At 30.3% G+C, this 6023-nt stretch carries 8 protein-coding genes; all 8 read right to left on the bottom strand.

Annotation, left to right across the window (positions count from 1 at the left end):
* On the bottom strand, window positions 1-429 hold a 429-nt coding region (locus Q0370_RS11560), incomplete at its 3' end, for a hypothetical protein (protein WP_299575883.1).
* A 22-nt stretch (window positions 430-451) separates the two neighbouring features.
* Window positions 452-1084, bottom strand: a complete 633-nt coding sequence (locus Q0370_RS11565; RefSeq protein WP_299575885.1) for an RNase H1/viroplasmin domain-containing protein — start codon at window positions 1082-1084, stop codon at window positions 452-454.
* Window positions 1085-1104: 20 nt separating this feature from the next.
* Window positions 1105-1839 (bottom strand): 3-oxoacyl-ACP reductase FabG, encoded by a 735-nt coding sequence (fabG, locus tag Q0370_RS11570; RefSeq protein ID WP_299575887.1) that lies wholly within the window; start codon window positions 1837-1839, stop codon window positions 1105-1107.
* A 41-nt stretch (window positions 1840-1880) separates the two neighbouring features.
* On the bottom strand, window positions 1881-2369 hold the full coding sequence (locus Q0370_RS11575; protein WP_299575889.1) for a septal ring lytic transglycosylase RlpA family protein: 489 nt from the start codon (window positions 2367-2369) through the stop codon (window positions 1881-1883).
* Between the two features lie 154 nt (window positions 2370-2523).
* Entirely contained in the window at window positions 2524-3378 is an 855-nt protein-coding gene (locus Q0370_RS11580; RefSeq protein ID WP_299575891.1) for a polysaccharide deacetylase family protein, read from the bottom strand.
* Window positions 3379-3440: 62 nt separating this feature from the next.
* Complete coding sequence (pyrE, locus tag Q0370_RS11585) at window positions 3441-4070, bottom strand: orotate phosphoribosyltransferase (protein ID WP_299575893.1); 630 nt, start codon at window positions 4068-4070, stop codon at window positions 3441-3443.
* 78 nt (window positions 4071-4148) lie between these two features.
* A complete protein-coding gene (locus Q0370_RS11590) occupies window positions 4149-5420 on the bottom strand; it encodes an amidohydrolase family protein (RefSeq protein ID WP_299575895.1) in 1272 nt (423 codons plus the stop codon).
* Between the two features lie 99 nt (window positions 5421-5519).
* Entirely contained in the window at window positions 5520-5957 is a 438-nt protein-coding gene (locus tag Q0370_RS11595) for a hypothetical protein (RefSeq protein ID WP_299575897.1), read from the bottom strand.
* Window positions 5958-6023 lie beyond the last annotated feature (66 nt).

Raw genomic sequence — 6023 nt, forward strand, 5'->3', positions numbered from 1 at the left:
TGTATTGTTTAAATTTGGAGCATCGTCATTTGCAGTATTCTCGTTATTACTAGAATTTGTTGATGCTGGTGTTTCATATTCTGAAGCATGTAATCTATCTTCAGGAACTTGATAATTAATTATCTTTTTTATAGTTACTAAACCAGTTTTATTAGAAATAGTTCCATTAACATTAAGAACAATAATATCTGTATCTGTAACTCCATATTTTTCACTAATAAAGTTATAAATTTGGTCTAATAACCCAGAATCATCTTTTACTGTGTAAGTAATTACTTTATTTGGAAATACCAAATTATCTTTTACATAGGTAAATGTATTTGTTGATTTTGTATATTGACCTTCAAAAGTTTTACTTATAGGTTTTTTTGCTGCTGTTCCAATTACAGATATTGTTAACATCATTAACATTAATAATATTTTTTTCATGAAAAGCCTCCTTTATTTAGCATTATTTGTGGAATCCTAAATCAGCGGGATTAACATCTCCTGAGATTTTTTTTATAATTCCACCTTTTTTTTCAAATTCATTTCTCATTAAAGCAACTTTTTTTATGAGTTCAATTGTATCATTTTCCAAACTGGAATTATTATATCGCCCTTTTGACCAATATTCAATAACGAGAGAACTATCTCCACAAATTATCTTTGTATCATATTTTTTGGCATAAACAAAAGCTGTGTAAATACCGACTAATTCACCAAAGTTATTTGTTCTAGTGTCAGCGACATAATAATTTCCAAATTCATTAATATTTTTTTCGTTCATAATTTTATAAAGTAGTGAATTACCGTCAAAATCAGTTAATCTGACTTCTACACCATTACCACGTCCTGTTCCTGCATCAAAATAAATTGCATCACGCTCTAGTTCAGAATACAGTTTAGTCAAATCACTTTTCTCTTTTTTTTCATAATTTGCTCCAGAATTTAACCATTCTTGTGATTCAGAAAAATTTTTAAATGATTTATAACGGGCTTTTTTACCACTTACTTTTTTTTGACAATCCGTCCAGCTTTCAAGTATTCCATTTTCATTTGTATCTGTAATGAAATAGGCATAGAATTTTTTATTTTTTGCCATTTTTAAATAAATTTATTGAATTATAAATTCAATCCTCCATCAACTCTTAAAACTTGCCCTGTAACAAATTTAGACATGTCACTTGCTAAGTACAATGCGGCATTTGCAACATCTTCAGCATCTCCCATCTTTCTAAGCGGAGTATTTGCAAGTACAGTTTCTACAACTTTTTCAGGTAATACGTGAGTCATATTTGTTTCGATAAATCCTGGTGCAATTGCATTTGATCTAAGATTTTTTCTACCAAATTCTTTTGCCCAAGTTTTTGCCATAGCGATTACTCCACCTTTTGTAGCTGCATAGTTAGTTTGTCCTGCATTTCCATCTACTCCTACTACAGAAGCCATATTAATTACACTTGAAGCTTTGCTCTTTAATAATAAAGAAACAAAACCTTGCATCACATTGTAGACACCTTTTAAATTAATATCAATTACTAAATCCCAGTCTGCTTCCTTCATTCTTTGAAGTAACGAATCTCTTGTAATTCCTGCATTATTTACAAGAATATCCAATCTTCCATATTTTTCTTTGATTTCATTTGCAATCTCTTTTATATTTTCTCTATCAGTAACATTTAATTTAACGTGTGAAACATTTTCATGGCTGTAATCAGGATCAATTAAATCTCCAGAAATAACAGTTGCTCCATTTTCAGCAAATTTTAGTGCGATTTCCTTTCCAATTCCTCTTGAACCACCTGTAATTAATGCAATTTTACCATTTAACACTATATTTCCACCTTTCTTTTCCATATTTTAAGATTTATAATTATAATTCTAAAATAACTAAACAATTATTTTAAAGAATTTAAAACTTCAAGTTTTACTTTCGTAAGCCCTTTTCCAGGATTTTCTATTTTTGAAAAAGCTCCATAACTTAAGTCAATTACACGTCCTTTAGCAAAAGGCCCTCTATCGTTTATTCTTACAACAACTTCCTTTCCATTGCTCAAATTTGTAACTTTTACTTTTGTACCAAATGGAAGAGATCTGTGTGCTGCTACCATTTCATTCCTATTATGTCTTTCTCCGCTGGCTGTTCTGCTTCCGTGCAATCCTTTGCCATAATATGAAGCCACTCCGCTTTGTGAATGTTTAGAATTTCCTGAATTTGAAGTTTTCTCTTTTGTAGAAGTTTTGTTTGATTTTGCAACATATAAGTCAGTCCCGCTATCAACGGCTTTCATCATTTCATTTTTTATGTAAATTATATTATTAGTATTTTCTGCAACTAACGATAGCGATACTACCAAACCTGCAAACATAGTAACTATTTTTTTCATTAATTTTCTCCTTAAATAATAAAATTTCATAACATTAAAACTGAACTGAATAGTTCTGTTATGGTGTTTACACTTAAAAAGATTAATTTTGAAAGCTTAAACACTTCTATATTATAGCATATTTTTAATGTTTAATTGCTTATTTTTTACTTAGTTATTTCAGTTCAGGCTGCTTAACATGTTGAATTTTTGGACTATTTACATCTAGTGTTTCAAATGTATATCCAGCTTTTCTATATCCGTCAATAATTCTTTGTAAAGCTTGGACTGTTGTTTTTTTAGCATTTGTATCGTGCATTAGGACATTAATATCAGGGTGAGTTGTGCAGACTCCGTATTTAACCAGTTTTTCCACAGGCACATTATTTCCGGAAGCGTCAGTAGAATCACAGTTCCAGTCAAAATACACATATCCTTCTTTTGTCATTCTGTTAATTATAGCTGTTTTTAAAGCCTTAGATGCTATCGCATTGCTTGAACCGCCTGGAAATCTTGTGATTTTTACATCTAATCCTGTTGTCGATTTTACAGCATCCCTTATTTTATAAAGATCTTTAAAGAAACTTTCTTCGTTTGCATAAACTTCTTTATATATGTGTGAATAGGTATGCAACCCAAGCACATGCCCATGATCAATTATTTTTTTATAGTCGTTATAATTTTTTCCGATTCCAATTACAAAAAATGTCGCTTTTATATTATTCTTTTTCAAAATTTCAAGAATTTGATCAGTGTGTCCTGAAGGCCCGTCATCAAAAGTCAAGTATACAGTCTTAATTTTTTTGTCAGCCTTCAGTTGTTCATATTGTGCCTTTACTTCTGCATTTTTTTTAGTAAGTGCCGCAAGCTCCTCAGTTTTCTTGTTCTTATCGGCAGTCAATTTTTTTATGTTTGATTTTAGGTTATGCTGTTCTATGAATTTTGCAGTTGTTCCAAAGATATGGAAACCTGAATATAAAAATCCTGCTATAGCAAGTGTTAAACCGATAATTGATAATATTCTTTTCATGTTTAGTTCCTTCTTTATATTTTTTATTTTCAAATTTTTTAAATAATTTATTTTAAGAATTATTATCTTCCCCATTTTTCAGGATTTTTACTCCATTCCAAAGCAATTTTTGCTTCTTCCTGTGTCAAATAATCCGTTTGAGCCAATAATTTTATTAAAACATCAAAATTTGAAAGCGAACTGAATTTACAGTTATATTTCGCATAATTTGCTTTTGCACTGTCAAATCCATAAGAAAAAATTGATTTTACTTCCAGTTCCTTCACTTCTTCCTTTTGAAGTACATCAACTGCAATAAGGCTGCTTTTTCCTGTTGTAATCAAATCTTCAATTACAACGACTTTTTTTTCTTTTACTTCTGCACCTTCAATCTGTTTTCCTGCACCATGATCTTTTGGTTTGTTTCTTACATATGCAAGCGGTTTTTTCATTCTGTCAGCGATAAACGAAGCCCAAGGTATACCAGCTGTTGCAACTCCCACAATTACTTCCACATTTTTATCAAGCTTTTCAACAAATGCTTCTACAATTGTATCTCTCTCATCTGAAAATCCTAATACATAACGATTATCGCAATAAATTGGACTCTTTATTCCAGATGCAAACGTAAAAGGCTCTCCTACATTGATTTTTACTGCCTTCACATCAAATAATGCCTTTGCCACTTTTTCTTCCAATGTTAAATTAGCCATTTTATCATTTCCTTTCAAATTTTGATTTTTGTTTTATTTCTAAACTATTTATTAGTTATTAACATACAGGTAAATGATTTATTCTGAAAATTTGATTTCTTTTCCTTTAGGAATATCATTAATTTTCCCATTTTCATAAATAATTTTTCCATTTACAATTGTCATTGTGTTTTTTCCTTTTAATTTCCAGTTTTCATAAGGAGTCCAGCCACATTTTGATTCAATTGTGTCATCTACACCTACAATCCAATCTTTTTGTGTATCAACTACAATTATATCAGCAAAAAAACCTTCCTGCAACTTTCCTCTTTTTTCAATTTTCATTATTTTTGCAGGATTTTCACACATTAACTTTTGTATTGTTTCAAGTGATATTTTCCCTTCATTGAAGGCATTTATCATAAGTGCAAGTGAAGTTTCTACTCCTGGCATTCCAAACGTAATTTTTTCCAATTTTTCACTTATTAGATGTGGTGCGTGATCTGTTCCAATTGTATCAACTTCTCTTTGATTTATTGCCTCCCATAAAAATTCATTATCAGATTTTTCTCTTAATTCAGGTTTCATTCTTAGAAGCATTTTATTCCGCTCTGTACTTTCACGAATCTCAGTATTTAAAAATAAATGATGAGGCGTAACTTCAGCATAAATTGGATGCTCTTTTGTATTTAATTCTTTATTTTTCTTGGCACTTATAACTTTTTTTAATTCTTCCGCTGATGGGATATGACAAACATAAAGTCCTTTTCCATAATTTTTATTTAATTCTATTGCCTTGTCAATCATTTCATTCTCAGCGTGAACCAGTACCAATTCAGAATTTTCAAATACCTTTTTCAAGATTTTATCATCTTCGATAAGCATCTCTCCAGTCGTTACATTCATAAAAATTTTTACTGTATTTGCTTCGCCATTTCTCAAAACCTTTTTCATTTCCTCAACGTTATCATTTTTACTTCCACCAAAATGAAATCCAAAATTCACAATTGACTTTTTACTTGCTAATTTTTTCTTTTCCAGCAAATTTTCTAACGTTGTGGTCGTCGGAATTGTGTTTGGCATATCATAAAAAGTCGTAATACCAGCTTTGGCACACGCACGTGAACCTGTTGCAAAATCCTCTTTGTACGTAATTCCTGGCTCTCTCATGTGTGTATGCACATCTATAACTCCTGGCATTACTAACTTTCCTTCAATATCAATAATTCGTGCATTTTCATTATTTTTAAATCTACTTTCATCAATATTTTCAGAAATTTTTTCAATAATTTCTCCATTTATCAAAATTTCAATTTTTTTTCCAAAAACATCTATTCCATTTTTTAGAATGGTAATTTTATCATCTTCCATTTTTACTCCTAAATTTTATAAAATAGACTTTGCACTCCTTTAATATCAATCAACTTTTGGGTACAGATTTAAAGGAGCATTACACTAATATTTACGTTTTTATTTCCCTTCCAAAGTTTTCAGCATTCTTTCCATTCTTATAAGCTGAAGTCTCATTTTTTCGTCTGAAGAAAGATCTTTTTCTTTGGTTTTTCTGCTTTTTTCTTCTGCTTTTTGACGTTTTGTCTTTACTGGCTTTTTGTTCTTATTGTTCTTATTGTTTTCTGCTCTTGCAGGCACAGTTTTTCTTACAGTTTCCGCTTTTACTTCGTCGTTTTCTGCTGGTGCCAATGATTCTGGAGCTGGATTTTCTGCTTCTTCGTCATTTTTTGGATCCTCAGAATCTGCTTTTGGATTTTCTGCAGGGGATTTTTCATTTTGAACTTGTTTTATTTCTGTTTTCTTTGCCGCTTCAGCCTTCGTGTCCTTAATTTCGCTATATACAGCCTGACTTGTTAAAAATACTCCTAATAATAGTAATAATGCTTTGTTTTTCATAAATTTTCTCCTTCTATTTTATTTTAATAAGATTGCTTATTATTTTATCATATCTTTACAATATTT

It is taken from the genome of uncultured Leptotrichia sp., assembly GCF_938036635.1.
Lineage (GTDB): Bacteria > Fusobacteriota > Fusobacteriia > Fusobacteriales > Leptotrichiaceae > Leptotrichia > Leptotrichia hongkongensis.

What these genes read in the sequence shown, in the direction of transcription:
- Q0370_RS11565 (WP_299575885.1), bottom strand. Translation starts at nt 1,084, where the DNA reads ATGGCAAAAAATAAAAAATTCTATGCCTATTTCATTACAGATACAAAT.
- fabG (WP_299575887.1), bottom strand. Translation starts at nt 1,839, where the DNA reads ATGGAAAAGAAAGGTGGAAATATAGTGTTAAATGGTAAAATTGCATTA.
- Q0370_RS11575 (WP_299575889.1), bottom strand. Translation starts at nt 2,369, where the DNA reads ATGAAAAAAATAGTTACTATGTTTGCAGGTTTGGTAGTATCGCTATCG.
- Q0370_RS11580 (WP_299575891.1), bottom strand. Translation starts at nt 3,378, where the DNA reads ATGAAAAGAATATTATCAATTATCGGTTTAACACTTGCTATAGCAGGA.
- pyrE (WP_299575893.1), bottom strand. Translation starts at nt 4,070, where the DNA reads ATGGCTAATTTAACATTGGAAGAAAAAGTGGCAAAGGCATTATTTGAT.
- Q0370_RS11590 (WP_299575895.1), bottom strand. Translation starts at nt 5,420, where the DNA reads ATGGAAGATGATAAAATTACCATTCTAAAAAATGGAATAGATGTTTTT.
- Q0370_RS11595 (WP_299575897.1), bottom strand. Translation starts at nt 5,957, where the DNA reads ATGAAAAACAAAGCATTATTACTATTATTAGGAGTATTTTTAACAAGT.